8 protein-coding genes, 1 tRNA gene and 3 pseudogenes are annotated in these 18,753 nt (G+C 33.5%); 7 read left to right on the top strand and 5 right to left on the bottom strand.

What is annotated here, in order from left to right:
* Window positions 1-28 precede the first annotated feature (28 nt).
* The 4 genes and pseudogenes from purB (at window position 29) to der (ending at window position 7,628) form a co-directional block, all read left to right on the top strand.
* Window positions 29-1,389: pseudogene (gene purB / locus WBAF_RS01890) on the top strand (adenylosuccinate lyase).
* A gap of 1,215 nt (window positions 1,390-2,604) precedes the next feature.
* Window positions 2,605-3,773 (top strand): annotated as a pseudogene (gene rlmN, locus WBAF_RS01885) (dual-specificity RNA methyltransferase RlmN).
* A 707-nt stretch (window positions 3,774-4,480) separates the two neighbouring features.
* Entirely contained in the window at window positions 4,481-5,758 is a 1,278-nt protein-coding gene (gene hisS, locus WBAF_RS01880) for a histidine--tRNA ligase (protein WP_121463364.1), read from the top strand.
* 370 nt (window positions 5,759-6,128) lie between these two features.
* A complete protein-coding gene (gene der / locus WBAF_RS01875; RefSeq protein WP_121463363.1) occupies window positions 6,129-7,628 on the top strand; it encodes a ribosome biogenesis GTPase Der in 1,500 nt (499 codons plus the stop codon).
* Window positions 7,629-8,582: 954 nt separating this feature from the next.
* Here the strand turns inward: der and WBAF_RS01870 are convergent.
* The 4 genes and pseudogenes from WBAF_RS01870 to ptsH form a co-directional block, all read right to left on the bottom strand.
* Window positions 8,583-8,738 carry a hypothetical protein gene (locus WBAF_RS01870; RefSeq protein WP_172575482.1) on the bottom strand — a complete coding sequence of 52 codons (156 nt, stop codon included), beginning with the start codon at window positions 8,736-8,738 and terminating at the stop codon, window positions 8,583-8,585.
* Window positions 8,674-8,831: pseudogene (locus tag WBAF_RS01865) on the bottom strand (PTS glucose transporter subunit IIA); the annotation flags it as partial. The gene WBAF_RS01870 and the pseudogene WBAF_RS01865, both read right to left, overlap by 65 nt.
* A 106-nt stretch (window positions 8,832-8,937) precedes the next feature.
* Window positions 8,938-10,662, bottom strand: a complete 1,725-nt coding sequence (gene ptsI / locus WBAF_RS01860) for a phosphoenolpyruvate-protein phosphotransferase PtsI (RefSeq protein ID WP_121463362.1) — start codon at window positions 10,660-10,662, stop codon at window positions 8,938-8,940.
* A 132-nt stretch (window positions 10,663-10,794) separates the two neighbouring features.
* Window positions 10,795-11,052: a phosphocarrier protein Hpr gene (gene ptsH / locus WBAF_RS01855; RefSeq protein ID WP_121463361.1), complete on the bottom strand. Its 258-nt coding sequence runs from the start codon at window positions 11,050-11,052 to the stop codon at window positions 10,795-10,797.
* A 961-nt stretch (window positions 11,053-12,013) separates the two neighbouring features.
* Here ptsH and ligA point away from each other — a divergent pair.
* Entirely contained in the window at window positions 12,014-14,020 is a 2,007-nt protein-coding gene (gene ligA, locus WBAF_RS01850) for an NAD-dependent DNA ligase LigA (protein ID WP_439952283.1), read from the top strand.
* Window positions 14,021-14,894: 874 nt separating this feature from the next.
* On the opposite strand, the gene gltX is transcribed toward ligA, so the two are convergent.
* A complete protein-coding gene (gene gltX / locus WBAF_RS01845) occupies window positions 14,895-16,301 on the bottom strand; it encodes a glutamate--tRNA ligase (RefSeq protein ID WP_121463358.1) in 1,407 nt (468 codons plus the stop codon).
* A 200-nt stretch (window positions 16,302-16,501) separates the two neighbouring features.
* Between gltX and WBAF_RS01840 the strand changes: the two genes are divergently transcribed.
* Window positions 16,502-16,577: transfer RNA gene (locus WBAF_RS01840), tRNA-Val, on the top strand.
* Window positions 16,578-18,048: 1,471 nt separating this feature from the next.
* The gene (gene trxA / locus WBAF_RS01835) at window positions 18,049-18,375 is read left to right on the top strand and encodes a thioredoxin TrxA (protein ID WP_121463357.1); all 327 of its coding nucleotides are present in this window, start codon (window positions 18,049-18,051) and stop codon (window positions 18,373-18,375) included.
* The last annotated feature ends 378 nt before the right edge of the window (window positions 18,376-18,753 follow it).

Genomic DNA, 18,753 nt, shown 5'->3' with positions numbered 1-18,753 from the left:
TTGTTAATAAATTTAGGAGTCACTACTAATGGTATTATCTTCACTGACTGCTGTATCACCAATTGATGGCCGCTATAGTGATAAAGTCAGATTATTACGTCCAATTTTCAGTGAATTTGGGTTACTGAAATATCGTATCCAAGTAGAAGTAAGCTGGCTACGAAAATTAGTAGCATGTACTGAAATTAAAGAAGTAGCAGCATTTAGTGCCGAAGCAAAGGCTTATCTTGAGCACATTGTAACTAACTTTAATGAAAAAGATGCAATTAAGATCAAAGAAATTGAAAAAAGGACTAAACATGATGTAAAGTCAGTGGAATATTTTCTAAAAGAAAAGATAGCAACAATGCCTGAACTGAAAAAAGTAGCTGAATTTATTCATTTTGCCTGTACTTCTGAAGATATTAATAATCTTTCCCATGCGTTAATGCTAAAAACAGCCCGTGACCAAGTTATTCTTCCACAATGGCGAAAAATCATTAATAGCCTAAAAAAGATGGCGCATCTTTATCGAAATTTGCCGCTTCTATCAAGAACCCATGGTCAACCAGCGACACCAACTACTATAGGTAAAGAATTTGCTAATGTTGCTTATCGGATGGATCGTCAATATCAGCAACTTAAAAAAATAGAAATTTTAGGTAAAATTAATGGTGCGGTGGGTAATTATAATGCCCATTTATCAGCTTATCCTAATATAAACTGGCATTTGTTCAGCGAACAATTTGTCACTTCGTTAGGTATCAAATGGAATCCGTTCACAACCCAAATTGAACCACATGACTATATTGCTGAACTATTTAATAGTATTACTCGGTTTAGATAGATTTTGATCAGGATATTTGGGGTTATATTGCACTTAATCATTTTAGACAAAAAACTGTCGCCAGTGAAATTGGTTCATCAACCATGCCACATAAAGTTAACCCGATTGATTTTGAAAATTCCGAAGGAAATCTTGGATTAGCCAATGCCTTATTAAATCATCTAGCAAATAAGTTACCAATTTCACGTTGGCAACGTGATCTCACTGATTCAACGGTATTACGTAATTTAGGCGTTAGTATTGGTTATGCTTTGGTTGCATACCAAGCAACATTAAAAGGTTTGAGCAAACTAGAAGTTAATGAGAAAAATTTACAAACTGAATTAGATTCTAATTGGGAAGTGCTGGCTGAAGCTATTCAAACTGTTATGCGTCGCTATGGAATTGAAGAGCCTTATGAAAAACTAAAAGATTTAACCAGCGGCAAACACACTACAGCAAACGATATTAAATATTTTGTTGATAGCTTAGATTTACCACAATTAGAAAAAAATCGGTTAAAAAAAATGACACCATCCAACTATATTGGTTATTCAGTAAATCTAGTAGACCTTTTAAAATAAAATTAATAGATGAGCAATATTTATTGCTCACCTAATCGTTTAATTAACCAATCAAACCACATAATTATTTTATTTTCATTCAGTAATCTCCTGCCGTAATCCAACTATTCTCCTAATATAGGATTGATTACTACTTTTTCTAGCAGATTTTTCAGATATTAATTATAGAAGATAATGCGCTTTTACATCATATCTTAACTATTAAGTTTAAATATACTGGTCATAAAGTGGATTTAGCATCAGCTGTAGTGAGAGATACTTTACCTTTAGATTTTTTTAAAATGGATTAGCTTGGTAATGCTACTCGCAAGTTTTATTCTGGTTATTCCAATGCTTTGGTGAGTAGCATAATGGAGTTTATACCCAATATCGTAGAGCCGAAAAACCCAGTTAGCAGTATTATAATCCCCTATAGGTTCTCTTTGCTCAAGCAACCCAATGGCAATTAAACAATCAAAGTCTATCATGCTAGAACAAATTGACCAAATTTAACAAAAAATAAACTATTATTGGCATCATGCAAGCATATCTACTGAAGATCATTAAAATATCCGATTTATTCTGCCTTAATAGATAATTTATCCCTCGCCATAAGCAAAGTATATAAATAAAAAGGCATAAATTTTATCTTTATATGTATCAGATGAAATCACTTAAGTAAGTCAACCGATATATTTTATGGCCAATAATATTATTGAATATACCTATAAATATTGTCTTAAACTTGTTGAAGTTAGCAACAGTAGCACTAAAAATTAGTTAACTATAATAAGATCTAATTTTTTAAGCGGTCAACTAGTTGAGAGTGTATGACCAAGATAGATTTTAAGGCTATTGTAGCTTAAATTATTGAATAATATAATATTTTATAATAATTTGCCAGTAGGTAAAAAATTATATTATCAACTAACTGCTACCATTACTAATGAATATTATCCTTTATATACCACCATGCTTTTCCCACAAAAATGATTCCATTGAGACTTAACTTATTTATTAGTCTTATCATGAATTAGATATTCAACTGCAGACATAATTTCTGGTGAAATTTATTAATTCTTTATTTTAAGAAAATTGGTAAAATAATATACATTATTAAATGATTCATTAGCTATAATATCAAGCTATTAAAATAAGATTTAGTTTAAATAAATATAGTTAATTATTTCATAATCTACAGTTTTCGCCGAAAAATGTAATAACTAGGCAATAAAAATGTGTCAATATAAAACAACAGCAAAGTATGTACCATCTTTTCCTTCTGTTAAGAAATTAGCAAAAATAAATTTGTTGGATATGAATCGTAAAAAGATGCAGCAGTTTTTTAGTGATATGGGAGAAAAGCCATTTAGGGCCAATCAGGTAATGAAATGGATCTATTACCACTGTTATGATAATTTTGATTTGATGACTGATATCAATAAGGTGTTGCGGACTAAATTAAAGGCTGTTGCTGAAATTCGGGCACCTAAAATTTCGCAAGAGCAGCGTTCTGCTGATGGCACCATAAAATGGTTAATAAAGGTAGGTGAACAACAAGTAGAAACAGTCTATATTCCTGAATATGATCGGGCGACACTTTGTGTCTCTTCTCAAGTTGGCTGTGCTCTTGAATGCAAGTTTTGTTTAACCGCGCAGCAAGGGTTCAATCGTAACTTACGCGTTTCAGAAATTATAGGTCAGGTATGGCTGGCCAATAAAGTTATTGGCTCTTTGAAATCCAGTGGCCGGCGTCAAATTACTAATGTTGTGATGATGGGAATGGGAGAACCCCTATTAAATCTCAACCATGTTATTCCAGCAATGGAAATTATGATGGATGATTTTGGCTTTGGATTGTCAAAGCGACGAGTGGCTTTATCAACTTCTGGTGTTGTACCTGCGCTTGATAAATTAGGTGATATGATCGACGTTGTTTTAGCAATTTCCTTACATGCTCCTACTGATAAAATTCGTGACGAGATTGTACCCATTAATAAAAAATACAATATTGAAACCTTATTGGCTAGTGTTAGACGATATCTAACTAAATCTAATGCAAATAAGGGACGTGTTACTGTTGAGTATGTCATGCTAAATTTTGTGAATGATAGTATTGAGCATGCACATCAGCTAGCTGAATGTCTTAAAAATACGCCTAGTAAAATTAATTTAATTCCTTGGAACCCATTTCCTGATACGCCATACAGCCGCAGTTCTAATAGCCGTATTAATCGTTTTGCAAAAGTATTGATGACATATGGTTATACTACTATTTTACGCAAGACTCGTGGTGATGATATTTATGCCGCTTGCGGTCAATTAGCGGGTGATTTTATTGATCGAACGAAACGAACGTTGAAAAACAGCTGGTTAGTGAACCACTTATAGTAAAAGCAGCCTGAAATTATATAAAGAATTGGAATTAGATATCATAATTACTTATTCATTTTATTATCTACTATATAAATCAACTAATGATGAAGAACATGCTGGGAGAGCCCCAATCACAGGACAATCCATTACAAATACGCACGCGTACAACGGATGTTGCAGCAATAGTTAAAAAGATTTAATATTTACAACAAGTGGGCGTTCTTTACATTTAGGTATGTATTCCCGAAGCTGGTGGAGTACGAGCTGGTTCAGTGAAATCAGCTATCTGATTAGGGAGGGATATTATTGTCTGATGTAATTACGTATCTCATTAGCAGCAGATCTGGTTGAATAAGTTAAACTCTGGGTTAATATTTTTAAGTCTATGCGCATTCGCTAACGAGGTATTAATTTTATTGCTTGTTCAACCTGTTCACGTGAATAGTTTGATATTATTGGTACCGTTAATGCATTAGAAGAGCAGTTAAAATAGATTATTACCCCAATCGTTGTTAACGGTCGAAGCTAAGGTTTCTTTCTACCCTTGGCGTAACAGGGGCAAAAGCAGCTATGTTGTATGAAAATAGGCAGATTGATATTGAACAATTAGATGATTAATTTAATAATATTGACACATAGAGTGATAAGCTAATTTTATTTATGGATTGCAATTGCACCTTGTTAACATTTACTTTTATAATCAGTATTATAGTAGATTTTAAAATAGAGAAATAAAGTGGCTAAAAACATTCAATCTATTCGTGGTATGAATGACTGTCTTCCTGCCGATATTCAATTCTGGCAAAAAATTGAAAACAAATTAAAGCAAATCCTTGCTAGTTATGGATTTAGTGAGATACGAACCCCCATGGTAGAGCAAACCTCATTATTTTCTCGCGCAATAGGTGAAATAACTGATGTGGTTGAAAAAGAGATGTATACCTTTGATGACAGGGATGGTGACAGTTTAACACTGCGTCCAGAAAATACAGCTGGTTGTGTACGTGCTGGGATTGAACATGGATTATTGTATAATCAACAACAACGTCTCTGGTATTTGGGACCTATGTTTCGTTATGAGCGGCCACAAAAAGGACGTTATCGCCAATTCCATCAGTTAGGTGTTGAAGTTTTTGGTTTAGCTGGGCCAGATATTGATGCTGAACTTATAATGATGACAGCACGTTGGTGGCGTGAATTGGGGATTGATAAATATGTTTCACTAGAATTAAACTCTATTGGATCATTAGCAGCACGAGCAAAATACCGTCAGGTATTAGTCACTTTTTTGCAACAATATGAAAATAAATTAGATGAAGATTACCGACATGGACTGTCGACCAACCCATTACGAATCCTTGATTCAAAAAATATTAACGTGCAAAAACTACTTAATGATGCTCCATTATTTGCTGATTATCTTGATGATGATTCAAAACAACATTTTGCTATACTTTGTAAATTACTCGATGCAACAGGCGTTAAATACCGAATTAATCAACGTTTAGTTCGTGGTTTAGATTATTATAATCGTACCGTATTTGAATGGGTTACTGATTCATTAGGTGCGCAGGGTACAATATGCGCTGGTGGCCGTTATGATGGTCTAGTGGAGCAACTAGACGGACGATCCACCTCAGCGGTAGGTTTTGCGATGGGAATGGAGCGCATTGTGTTATTAGTACGACAAATTAATCCAGATTTTGTTGCTGAATGTAACTTAGTTGATGTTTATTTAATGGCTTGTGGTGAGACAAGTCAACAGGCAATATTAGTATTAGCAGAAAAAATTCGCGATGAACTACCAGGGTTAAAATTAATGACTCATCATGGCGGCGGTAATATTAAAAAAAAATTAGCTCGAGCAGACAAATACCAGGCAAAAATTGCCTTAATTTTAGGTGAAGATGAATGCCAATATGGTCAAGTCACAATAAAAGATTTACGCACTGGTGAACAGGAAAAATTTTTTCAGCAGCAAATTGCTATCCGCTTGACTGAACTTCTAACTTAGGAGTTTATATCAATAAAAATGAACAGGTAGATGAAATAGTGATCTAAGGTCGGTGAAGAATATTATTGTTACCAATGATGTTATCTAGTTAGTAGATCTAAATGATCTGGTGCTAGCGCTAGCCACAAGTTATAGAGTAACTTTATAGACGCAAGATGCCTTGGTTAGATACCCATGACCCATGAAGGTCAATTTGTATCACAAAATAAAGTTAATATTACGTAGCTATTAGATTATTGCCGTTGATAAATTATTCATTCAGGAAAAATATGAAATATTCTTATTTTCTAGATATAATTAACAACTTATGATTTCCACTACTGTTTTATTTTTTAGTATTATTAAGATTAAATTATGAGGCATCTTAAAAGTGATCCCTATCATTGCGCTAGTAGGGCGGCCAAATGTAGGAAAATCTACCTTATTTAACCGATTAACTCGAACTAGAGATGCTCTGGTGGCTGATTTTCCTGGTTTAACGCGTGACCGAAAATACGGCAAAGCAACGTTTGCAAAGCAAGAATTCATTGTTATTGATACCGGTGGTATAGATGGTTCAGAAAATGGGATAGAAATACCTATTGCTTCTCAAACTTTACTTGCAATTGAAGAAGCTGATATTGTTTTTTTTATGGTTGATGCTCGTTCAGGGTTGATGCCAACAGATCATGAAATTGCAAAACATTTGCACAGTCGTAAGAAGTATAGTTACCTGGTAGCAAATAAAACTGATGGGTTAGAAATTAATACTGGTTTAGGCGATTTTTATGCACTTGGGATCAAGGATATTTATCCTATTGCCGCATCTCATGGACGCGGTATTAATCAACTGGTTAAAAAACTGGCTTCTACATATTCATCGCTAAAATTAGCTAATAATATTGAATTCTCTCCAGAGAAATCCAATGCAGCTTATTTGCTTGCTCAGGAAGAGAAAAATAATATTTACAATAATGAAGAAAAAGTCTTTAATCAGCGTTCACTACCAATTAAATTAGCAATAGTTGGTCAGCCTAATGTCGGTAAATCAACTTTAACTAATCGTATTTTAGGAGAAGATCGGGTAGTTATTTATAATATTCCAGGTACAACCCGTGATAGCATTTATATTCCGATGGAACGGGACGGATGTGAGTATATCCTGATTGATACTGCGGGGGTTCGTAAACGGGGGAAAATAACTGAAACTTTCGAAAAATTTTCGGTGATCAAAACGTTGCAATCAATTGATGATGCTAATGTTGTTTTACTTGTTATTGATGCCAGAGAAGGCATTTCTAGTCAAGACTTATCATTACTAGGCTTTATTTTAAATGCTGGACGTTCTTTTGTGATTGTATTCAATAAAATGGATAGTATGTCGCAAGAAGCTCGCCAATCGATAAAAGATATGCTTGATTTGCGATTAGGTTTTATTAATTTTGCCAAAGTGCATTTTATTTCAGCGTTACATGGTAGTGGGATAGGTAATTTATTTGAATCTATTCATGAAGCTTATGAGTCGGCAACACGGCGAATAAGTACGTCCTTATTAACGCGTATTATGAAAATAGCAGAAGAAAAATATCAGCCACCTCTGATACAAGGTCGCAGAGTAAAAATGAAATATGCTCATGCCGGTGGTTATAATCCACCTACTGTGGTCATCCATGGCAATCAAGTAGCTAAATTACCAGATTCTTACAAACGTTATTTAATAAACTATTTTCGCCGTACATTACAGGTTACGGGGACACCGATTCGTATTCAATTTAAAGAAGGCGATAACCCTTATGCCGGTAAGAAAAATAAATTGACGTCAACGTATTTACATAAGCGAAAACTTCTAATAACACATCGTAAAAAAATTAATGACAAATTACACACTTAAAAAAATCTTTATACCCAATTTTTTCTATTCCAAAATAGTTATAAAGTTTTTCTTCATCTTAATTGGACGATTTAAGATAATCGTTATATTCCAAGCGTACTAGTGGTGATAAGGACATGAAAATTGATTCTGTTCTACTGCCAGCCAGAACAGGATTACACGAACGCATACCGGATTAAATTCTGTGTAACATCGCCTCATCGCCTTCGTAATTGAAATTGGAGTTCGTGCTCACACCAGGCTCTTTATTTTTTCAAATATGAGGTATGCCTTAAGTAAATTATTACCAACATCCTGCGCCGCGTGGCTTATTGCGATATTTAATAACAAAATATATATCACAGCATTTTTATGCCAGTGCATAAAATCTTATTCAAAACTATAATCAGTAGTTAAATAAAATCCACAGCCAAACAATCATACTTATGGTTCACGTGTTTTTTAGAAAAAAATAGAGGTAGGTAGGCTATTATAGAGTACCACCATTGCTTGATAGCGGTGATCTACCAGTATTATAATATTTTCTGTAGCAGACGCAGGGAATTGCTAAATTTTAAAAGTTGATCCCTGCTCAACAATTGTTCCAGATTTTAATATCCGGAATTTAAATCATCAATGAAGATATTAACACAGTATAGAATACATAGATAGAAATACTATTTCCTAAAATCTAACCAAATGCAGTGCAAGGGAATTATTCCCATGATTAAAATTAAACTAATATGTTAACAATTAATTGTATTTCTCACTACTCATATAACTCATAGTTTAGCAAATGGAGTATCCTTAAAAATTAAGTGCCATAAAATAATGTTTTAGCTACTTAGCAAGTAAGTGGTATTATTTAGATTTAATCTGCACAATAATAACTTATATTTGTAGGAGATCGCTCTCTTTCCACTGGGTCATTATTATTAAACAGCGAAACAGAGGATAAGTTCCATTAATAAATAATTAATGAAGATAAGAATCGTGGTTTATTTTTTTACGTGTGAAGCCTTCACCCTTGACCTTTAATTCCAACACCAAAATGGAAAAATAACTAAATACCATTATCTGATTAAATAGAAAAGGCATTGTTTGTTTAGAAGATTTTACCAACAGTACCATCAACTGGAGCCACAATTTTGTTGGCTTAATGGCAATGCCATAACAAACAATGTTTTCGGAAAAAACAACGTCTGGAACATCTTCTACATCAATAGGGGCACTATTTTTATCATCTTAAACCAGTGATTTAAGTGGATCAAACAGACCCATTGATCTTCTACTAATTAATTATTTTATTATCATAAGTTAGTTGATGATTTTAGCAAAGTGTTTTTTTTAAACATGTTTCAACCAAATCCATCAATTCCTTTGCTGTTGGTTGATTAAGAGCTTGTTCTGCTAATGTTTTTGCATCTTTGTAATTTGCATTTTGGATAATTTTTTTTATATTTGGGATGGATATTGCACTCATACTAAATTCATCTAATCCCATACCAAGTAATAATACTGTAGCACGTTCATCACCAGCAAGCTCACCACACATACCTGTCCATTTACCTTCTGAATGAGATGCATCAATAACTTGTTTAACAAGTTTTAACACTGAAGGAGACATGGGATTATAAAGATGAGAAATAAGATCATTCCCACGATCAACGGCTAATGTATACTGTGTTAGATCATTGGTACCGATACTAAAAAAATCAACTTCTTTTGCTAAGTGATGCGCAATAATCGCAGCGGCTGGTGTTTCAATCATTATTCCAACTTCAATCGAATGATCAAAAGCGTGCTTTTCATCAGTTAACTGCTGTTTAAGTATTACTAACTCTTCTTTAAGGGTACGAATTTCTTCTACAGAAATGACCATAGGAAACATAATACGTAGTTTGCCGATGGCAGATGCTCTTAAGATAGCACGCAATTGAGCATGCAGAATCTCTTTGCGATCAAGGGAAATACGAATTGCTCGCCAACCAAGAAATGGATTATCCTCTTTTGGTAGGTTCATATATGCAAGATCTTTATCTCCACCAATATCCATGGTACGAATAATAATAGCTTGTGGCCACATAGCTTCTGCTACTGCTTTATAAGCCTGAAATTGTTCTTCTTCGCTAGGTAAATTATTGCGATCCATAAACATAAATTCAGTGCGATACAGACCTACACCTTCAGCACTATTAAGTGCTGCAACTTCTACATCACGTATAGTACCAATATTAGCGCAAACTTCAACTTTATGACCATCTAAAGTTATTGCTGGCAAACCTTTAAATTTTACAAGCTCGCTTTTTTTAAGTAAATATTCTTCTTTAATTTGTTTAAGATTATCAATCTCACTATCAGATGGATTTTGATAAACATGATTATTGATAGCATCTAAAACAAGATAATCGTTTAGTTGGATGTTCTTGGTTGCATTACTTGTGCCAACAATAGCCGGAATTTCTAGCGATCTGGCTATAATTGAAGTATGAGAAGTAAGTCCGCCTAAATCAGTAATAAAGCCAAGAACTTTTTTAAAATTTAATTGTGCTGTTTCAGAGGGGCTAAGATCTGCGGCAACTAAAATGACCGATTCTGTAATTAAACTAAGATCAACAATAGGCAACCCTAAAATATTTTTTAGTAAGCGTTTACCAATATCTCTTACGTCAATAGCACGCTCTTTAAGGTATTGGTCATTTAATTCTTCTAATGCTGTTGCTTGTTCTTCAATTACTTTTTGAGCTGCTGAATCAGCAGTTTTGCGCTCTTTTTTTATTAAAAAAAGAACTTCCTGCTCAAGTTCTTCATCTTCAAGCAGCATTATATGACCTTCAAATATTTCCGCTTTTTCTTCACCAATATTTTTTTCTGTAGTTTTTTTTATCATCTTTAATTGTACTATTGATTTTTTGCGACCAGCAACAAAGCGGTTAATTTCACTACTAATTTGGTAACCAGAAATTTTTTTTTGATTGACAACAATTGGCGCTTCTTTGAGAATTAATGCCTTGCCAAAGGCAATACCTGGTGATACTGAAATTCCTGAAATCATAAATGTTACCTTACTACCCCAAAATAGTTGGTTCATAGGACTATTGATACTTATAGTTAAATAGGTATCCCAGGATTAAGGTATCCAGGGATAAAAATAGAAGATACATGTTATATTGCCAGTATGTAGTCATTATTCTAATTCAGCCATGAGCTTAACCAGATGTTCTACTGCTTTATACTCATCTTCCCCTTCAGCTGAAATCATGATAACAGTTCCATGAGTCAGGCCGAGTGTTTGTAGTTTAAATAAACTTTTAGCGCTAGCAGATTGGCCGTTATAGGAAAGTGTAATTTCAGAAGAAAAATTTTTTGCTTCTTTGACAAACTTAGCCGCCGGTCTAGTATGAAGACCATTAGGTGCTGTGATGGTAACTTCTTGTTGGAACATACTTTTTCCCTCAAAAAAATTGATATTTTTTATTAGTAAATAAAAAATATTTTAGCTAAAAAAAGCTGGATGTGCGTATTACTTTTCAATAAAATAGTAGAAAATAAATCTGTACTTAAATAACGTTCATCAGAATAAGGTAAAATAACTACAATATTATTAAGCCGGGGTTATTATAATTTTCCCGCGCGATCACCTTAGCACCTGATGATATACCGATGAGCGCGTTGTATCACTTTATCATCGTTAAAAGTAAACTTAAATAAAATTAATGATCTAGATTATCAGTGATAAAACTAATACCTATCAGTTTATTAGTACTTTGTTAGCTAAAAAACCGCGAAAAATAATAAATATCTAATTTTGATGGTAAGAAAAGTATGTAGCTGGTTACACTTAACGTTATTAGCAAATATTCGTCATATGACGGCCATAGTGGCCATTGTTTTAAAACAACATGCCAGATTGGCGTCTAATATTAGTGGTTGTTGGTGCAATAACTATAATAGCTTTACTGTTACCAGCTATAAAAAGCAACGAAGCCATTTAAAGATAGCCATTAAGTATGAACCTGCGTTAAATTTAATTAATAGTGAAGCTAGGTCAGGATATTTTGTAGCAAACACAGCATAATTAATGCTGCCAACAAATTGTTGAGAAAATTGAAAATTATAATAAAACAGCTGAGCTAACTTAAACGATAGAGTTAATAAAAAAGATAAATATATTGTTGTTATTTTACATGTTTCTGCACTGCAAGGTCAAGTTTTAGTTTATGATGTTGCAAGCAACATTAACGTATTTAGGCTGATGTTGGTAGTGTTGTGCTTGATGAGGATCGCAAAATGTTATCACACCAGAGGAATATCACCGCTAAATTAGAAAAGCACTCACTTAAATCTTAAAGGATTAGTAATCGACCCCCGTGATCGCGGGGATTTTATCTTTAGTTGTATGGTGAATCATGAAAGAAAAACAAAATCATCTTGCAGCGCTCAAACAGCAATTACGGCATCATGAATATCTTTATCATATATTAGATACCCCTGAAATACCCGATGCAGAATATGATAGAATTATGCAGGAATTGAAAACCATAGAGGATGATCATCCAGAGTTGATAACTGCTGATTCACCAACTCAACGGGTTGGTGCTGCCCCATTAACGGCTTTTGAGCAGATACACCATAAAATACCGATGCTATCATTAGATAATGTTTTTAACGAAGATAATTATTTAGCCTTTGATAAAAGAATACATGATAGGTTAAAAAATAACAGAAAATTGACCTTTTGTTGTGAGCTTAAATTAGATGGTTTAGCGGTCAGCTTGTTATATGAAAAAGGTGAATTAGTGCAAGCAGCTACGCGTGGTAATGGTACATCAGGTGAAAATATTACAGCCAATATTCGTACTATTCGAGCAATTCCGCTCCGTTTAACCGGTGATAATGTTCCTGCACGAATTGAAATTCGTGGTGAAGTTTTCATGACTCATCGGGGGTTTAAAAAGCTAAATGAAGAAGCTCTGCGTAATAATGGTAAAATTTTTGCTAATCCACGTAATGCAGCAGCAGGTTCATTACGTCAGCTTGATCCTCGTATTACTGCTAAAATGCCATTAGCCTTTTTTTGTTATGGTTTCGGTTTACTAGAAGGCGGACAATTACCTACTAGCCAATACCAATGTCTAATGCAGTTTAAAAAATGGGGGTTACCTGTTAGTGATAAGGTTACTCTTTGCCAAAATAGCCAACAAGTCTTAGCCTATTATCATCAAATTGAGCATCAACGTTTAGGCTTAGGGTTTGATATCGATGGTGTCGTTATTAAAGTTGATCTCTTATCGCTGCAAGAAGAGCTCGGGTTTGGAGCTAGGGCTCCTCGTTGGGCTACGGCATTAAAATTTCCAGCTCAAGAACAAATCACTTTATTACATGATGTTGAATTTCAAGTGGGACGTACCGGTGCGATTACACCAGTTGCTAGATTAGAGCCTGTTAAGGTAGCAGGTGTGACGGTAAGCAATGCAACATTGCACAATGCTGATGAGATAGAACGGTTAGGGATACGCATTGGGGATACCGTAGTTATTCGTCGAGCTGGTGATGTGATCCCACAGATTGTTAATGTACTCAAAACAAAAAAGTCTATTGCTAATCAAGAAATCCGGTTTCCTATTCACTGTCCTGTTTGTGGTTCAGTGATTAAGCGTATTAAAGGTGAGGTAGTCATCCGTTGTACTGGCGGTTTAATGTGTGCTGCACAACGTAAGGGCGCCTTGAAGCACTTTGTTTCGCGCCGAGCAATGGATATTACTGGCATGGGTGATAAGATTATTGATCAATTAGTTGATAAAAAATATGTAACGACAGTAGCTGATATTTACCGTTTAAATATTGATATTTTAGCCAGATTAGAGCGTTTGGGTCCAAAATCTGCACAAAAACTAATTAATGCGCTTGATAAATCAAAACAAACGACATTAACTCGTTTTATTTATGCAGTTGGTATTCGGGAAGTTGGCGAAGCAACGGCCGGCAATTTAGCAACACATTATGTTACATTCACTTCATTCATGGAAGCAGATATAGAGTCCCTAAAAAAGGTACCCGATGTTGGTGAGATAGTTGCTAGGCATATTATTAATTTCTTTCATGAACAGCATAATCGTGATGTTGTTAATAAATTAGTTAACGAAATTGGTATTAGCTGGCCGGCTATACCAGTAAAAAAAATAGATAGTCCATTTACCGGGAAAACGCTAGTTTTAACTGGTACATTAAATAGTTTAACTCGTGATGAGATTAAAGATAAATTAATATTACTTGGCGCAAAGGTTTCTGGCCGTGTTTCTAAAAACACCGATCTGGTGATCGCTGGTGAAGCAGCTTGTTCTAAATTGGTCAAGGCAAATGAGTTAGGAATTAAAATTATTAAGGAGAATGAATTAATGACATTACTATAAAATCATTAATATTTGATAGTTTTTTTCAGCTTCCTAATTTGGATGATATTATTTTGTTCATTATCAATTAGTTATCTGTAAGATAAATCACTAAATTACTCACTTAATACGGGTTTAGTAATTAAACTAACTCGAGATTATTTTCTATAAATAACATAAAAAAATATAGCTATTTGTTCAATTAATAACATACTGGTCAATATTTATGTCTACAGTTTTTTACTTTATTTGATCCATTGTTATCATTAGTAAGTTATCTATTTAAAACAGCAGTGATCGTGCTAGTTATGTTTTTAAACTATTATTTATTAAGTTTATATTAGCCTAGTTATTCCTAAATGATGATATTAATCAGCAATTTGTGGCTGGCTTTGCTAGACTATTTATTAGTTTCTGCCGCAGCAGAAACCGATTTTTTATTTGGTAGCATGATAGATGCCAATCTCGCTATCTTCTTTTTACAGATAACTATATACAATTATTTTTGTTTCCTAGTTAATTAGATTAGCATCCTGAAACATAGCAAAATGCTACCTTATATTCTTTTAAGAATATAAAATAGGAAAAATGTAATCGTTTAATGCTATGCTGGTTGTTCATTAACCTTTGACCAATCATAAAATTTTATAGCTGATAAATATATATTAAGTAGAATGTCACAACATCCTATCCATATTCCACCTGACGGTTTCTATGGGGATTATAGATGCTTATATGGGAACGCTTGATCTAAAGATCATAAAGCAAAATTATAGATGCCCCGCAAGCTGAATAATACTATGAATCTATTAATTGGAAAATAGTGCTTCACTATTGGAAAAATATTCATCTAGCCTAAAATGACAGTGATAATGTGTCCTTATGCAATACTATTCTAACGTTTATTAATATAAACCAAAGCATTATCAATGCGTTTTAATGAGCGATTTTGGCCAATAGCATGTACAGTTGCATCAACACTAGGTGATTTGCCTGTTCCTGTCACCGCTACCCGCAGAGGCATACACACTTTACCTAGACCAATTGCCAGTTGTTTAGCAGTTGCTTCAATTGCCTGATGAACATTATCACATGTCCAGTCGCTAATAGCAACTAATTTTGCCTGTACCATTTCTAATGGTAAGCGCGCTATAGGTCTTAAATATTTTTTAGCGGCGTCGCTGTTAAATGCAACAAAATCTTGATAGAAATAGCGACACGAATCAGCTATTTCTTTTAAGGTTTTACAGCGCTTACCAAGAAGCTTGACTAAATCTGCTAAGCTTGGCCCAATTTTGGTATCAATACCTTGCTGTTCAAGGTGCCATGCTAAATGAGCTGCAATATATTCAGCTGGTAATGAGTTGATATAATGATGATTCATCCATAATAATTTATTAGTGTTAAAAACACTCGCAGATTTATTAATCGCATCTAAGGAAAAATAACTGATCATTTCTTCGCGGTTAAAAATTTCCTGATCACCATGAGACCATCCGAGACGAACCAAATAGTTTAATAATGCTTCTGGTAGATAACCGTCATCACGGTATTTCATGACACTAACTGCTCTATGACGCTTAGATAATTTTTTACCATCATCACCCAAAATCATTGAAACATGCGCATATGCCGGTATTGGCGCCCCGAGAGCGGTTAATATATTAATTTGACGCGGGGTATTATTAATATGATCTTCACCACGGATCACATGCGTAATTTTCATATCCCAGTCATCAATAACAACACAGAAATTATAGGTAGGAGAACCATCGGTACGGCGTATGATAAGATCATCTAGCTCAAGATTATTAAATTCAATTAGGCCACGGATTTGGTCTTCAAAAATAACGGAACCTTGCTGTGGGTTCCGAAAGCGCACTACGTGAGGTTTATTCGGTATATGATTATGAACATAATCTCGGCAACAGCCATCATAACGCGGTTTTTCACCTCTTGCCATCTGTTCTTCACGTAAATGGTCTAATCGTGGTTTAGAACAGTAACAGCGATAGGCGGTACCTGCGGTAAGCATTTTATCAATAACGAAATGATAACGTTCAAATCTTTTAGTTTGATAGTAAGGACCTTCATCCCAATTTAAACTTAACCAGTTCATTCCATCCATTATAGCGGCAATTGCTTCTTGTGTTGAACGCTTAAGATCGGTGTCTTCAATACGTAAGACAAACTCTCCTTTATTATGTCGGCTATAAAGCCATGAATAGAGTGCGGTACGAGCGCCGCCAACGTGAAGATAACCTGTTGGACTTGGCGAAAAACGGGTTTTTATTTTATTCATGAGGATTTTATTATAATTTCCTTTAATTTAATTACTCAATGAAGTTGGCACAGTTAGGATCCAGATTAAATAAGTCTAAATAAATATTATTTGGTGTTAAAAATATTAGGTTTATTAAAATTTTGTAACGTACGAATATTTTCTTTTGAAAAACCGTTGACTCATGCAGAACTATCCCTATAATACACCTACATCATGACGGGCGATTAGCTCAGTTGGTAGAGCATCTCCCTTACAAGGAGGGGGTCATCAGTTCGAATCTGGTATCGCCCACCATTCATCAGGATTAATCCATGCAAATATTCTCTGTATATCAATTTGTAGCCATTCTAAATTAATAATTTTACTGTAGCTAAAGCAAACTTACTAGCTTTATCTAGATCTTTTATTGGAATGATAATCTCACAATTTTTTGAAGCTTGTTGTGAAATAATCCTAAAAATACTTAACCTTAATATTTTTTCTATGTTGCAAATGCAATTTTTAGCAGTTATTACATTCAAAATATGATGTGTTGAGTTAAAAAAGTCATGCATATGATTTTAGAGCAAGTTATCTAACGCTTTACATATTATGAATATGATAGAGCGTGTTTTTATTTGGTATGGTATTACCCCATCAAACAAGTATTGATGAAAATAATATTTTAGATAATATCAATCTTATATAGGAATAATCAGTACTCAAATAACGTTACTTCAATTTAATTGCTTACCAACTTGGTTGGTATCACAATATACTAGTTGTAGGCAGATCAAACATATGAGACATGAATATTTCACGCAATGTTCCACCGGCTAATATCATATTATCTATTTTAAATTCTGCAAATATGACAATTTATATCTCTAAAATACTGGGTAAAAAGCTTTTAAGCTTTAACCCTTTAATTTATAATTCATCTATTTTTTATGATCGCTACTTTTTTAAAAAAAATTGCGATTTATTTATCGTAATATATTCGTCCATGCTAACTACCAACATAATTTTTTGAATAGCCTATACTGAAGTGCCGATAAAAATTGGCCAAAATTGCTTAATTAGCTATGTGTGGCAGTTTTAAGCTGGCGAAAAATTATCTTTAAAATCTTGTTCAAGCTAGGTCACTCAACCTATGTTATGGCTCACAAGTTTACCATTTTTAACATTAGTACCGGTAATTATTTCAGTCCTACTACAGCCAATATTACTAATCGGTTATCTAAACCTCCAGTTGGATATACTAATACCTGATAAATGAGTTAAACTTCTTCTTCAGTAATCATTATGATGAGAATTTTTTCTCATTTTTAAAAGCCAGTTATAGGTGATAATTATTTTGCATCGCGGTATATATTGAAATCACTCATTATCGTGTAGAAGCTATAATTAGAGCTATGGTTTGATTAACTTGATGTTCCTAATTTGTTGGATATACTAGTAAATAATGAAATGTTGATTTTTAAAATCAATTTTTTACCTGTTATTTTTGGTTTTTACTCCGCAATATCTCCCCCTTCTACAGTAAAATACAATGTTAACCTCTATATCTACAATTATAAAAGTCATTTTTATTAAGTTTGTAAATAACTTTATGGTGTAATATGAAATTAATAAACTTCTTTATATTAAATATATTTTAATCATATTTTGATATAATAAAAGCGAACGGTTGCTTTATAAAAGCAGATTTTTTAAAATAAAGCCAAAGTGGTTAAATTAATGTTAGCCTGAAATGGCATAAAATTTTTATCCTTGGAGTATCGTAATGAGAGACAAAGTTATTCATCTATCTGATGGAGATTTTAATACAAAGGTACTAGAGTCAGTAAAGCCAGTCTTAGTTGATTTTTGGGCAGAATGGTGTGGACCTTGTAAAGTGATTGCTCCTATTTTAGACGAAATTGCTGGTGAATATGCAGATAAATTGATCATTGGAAAATTGAATATTGACAATAATCCTGAAACAGCGGATAAATATAGTATTCGTAGCATTCCTACTTTAGGACTTTTTAAAGACGGTGAACTGCTTAGTAAGCAAGTTGGTCTTTTGTCTAAAACTGAATTAAAAGAATTTTTAGATAAAAAAATCTAAATTTTAATAAAATATTAATAATAGACGTTTAATCAGCTAAAACTTGTCTAAAATTACTGTTAGACGTCTACTTTGAAACATGGTAATTTAGCGCTACTAATCAATATGATACACGTTTTTATCTTAATGTGTACATATTCAATATATTGTTGTATAACCATATTTGTTATCTCTGGATAATCTTATATCCTCCAAGAATTTCATTTACTCTCATATAAATAATTCTTTTAGACAGACCCATTACATTTGTTATTTACTTGGTGCTGTTGTTTAGGGCCTAATAAGTATAAAGTGAGATTTATTCGTTAACTTTGAAATGAATTATTATAGTCTTATTCTGTCTTGGTTGTATAAAGAGTGTTCTTTAAGGTAGTAAAG

The sequence above is a fragment of the Arsenophonus endosymbiont of Aleurodicus dispersus genome (assembly GCF_900343015.1).
GTDB lineage: Bacteria > Pseudomonadota > Gammaproteobacteria > Enterobacterales > Enterobacteriaceae > Arsenophonus.
Note: the sequence above shows the minus strand (reverse complement) of the source record. Positions and strands in the feature narration are given on the sequence as shown.

Coding starts and splice junctions, on each gene's coding strand:
- WBAF_RS01870 (WP_172575482.1), bottom strand. CDS start 8,738: ATGGTACTGTTGGTAAAATCTTCTAAACAAACAATGCCTTTTCTATTT.
- ptsI (WP_121463362.1), bottom strand. CDS start 10,662: ATGATTTCAGGAATTTCAGTATCACCAGGTATTGCCTTTGGCAAGGCA.
- ptsH (WP_121463361.1), bottom strand. CDS start 11,052: ATGTTCCAACAAGAAGTTACCATCACAGCACCTAATGGTCTTCATACT.
- gltX (WP_121463358.1), bottom strand. CDS start 16,301: ATGAATAAAATAAAAACCCGTTTTTCGCCAAGTCCAACAGGTTATCTT.
- trxA (WP_121463357.1), top strand. CDS start 18,049: ATGAGAGACAAAGTTATTCATCTATCTGATGGAGATTTTAATACAAAG.